The sequence below is a fragment of the Methanosarcina sp. MSH10X1 genome (assembly GCF_004099695.1).
Lineage (GTDB): Archaea > Halobacteriota > Methanosarcinia > Methanosarcinales > Methanosarcinaceae > Methanosarcina.
In genome coordinates this window covers 1-727 of record NZ_SCHL01000046.1, presented here as the reverse complement: position 1 = coordinate 727, position 727 = coordinate 1, and the positions used below count along the sequence as shown (strand labels likewise).

At 41.3% G+C, this 727-nt stretch carries 1 protein-coding gene; it reads right to left on the bottom strand.

Going from position 1 to position 727, the window contains the following annotated elements:
• Positions 1-76 precede the first annotated feature (76 nt).
• Positions 77-541: an IS200/IS605 family transposase gene (tnpA, locus tag EQO05_RS15215; protein ID WP_128507953.1), complete on the bottom strand. Its 465-nt coding sequence runs from the start codon at positions 539-541 to the stop codon at positions 77-79.
• Positions 542-727 lie beyond the last annotated feature (186 nt).

The window sequence follows — 727 nt, the reverse complement described above, 5'->3', positions numbered from 1 at the left end:
AAATCAAATTGCGGGCGGCCACCCCACCCTAAAGGATGGGGTATGCTTCGGGCCGCCCGCCCGGTTGTTCTGGTAGTTAGAAATCATCAAGTCTTCTTTGCTCGGATCTCATGAACCTATGCAATCGAGACTCTTCACTCGGTTTTCTTTGCGATTCTTTAATGTAATGCTTAATCGTATCAGCAGTTACATTTCCAACGGATCTATAGAACTTTCCATTTGACCATAGACTTCCACCCCAATACTGTTTTTTAAGATCAGGATGGAGTTTGAACAGTCTGTAAGAACTGCCTCCTTTCAAATATTGAATTACCTCTGACAGAGAATTACTTGGATGGAATTCCAGAAACAGGTGAACATGATTGTCTACTACTTCCATTGCATGTATTTTGTAGCCATTTTTAGTGCAAATGTTACTGAGAATCAACTCGCAATCCTTTTTAATTCTCTTATTGTAGAATATACTGTATCGATACTTAGGCACCAACACGATGTGGTAGGTAATCTGACCATAGCCATGGCTAAAACTGTGTAATTCCAACTAATATCACATCCTAGCCATAGATGGCTGGCACCATCTGTGGCTATGGTGCCAAAAACAAGCTTATTTTACAAAAAAAGTAAGGATTTAGATATTTAAAGTGGAAAACGAAGAGGCGAGGGTTCACTTCATCCCCGACCTGAAGGACGGGGTATTCGTGACCCTCTGCGCTCCCATAGTAATAAA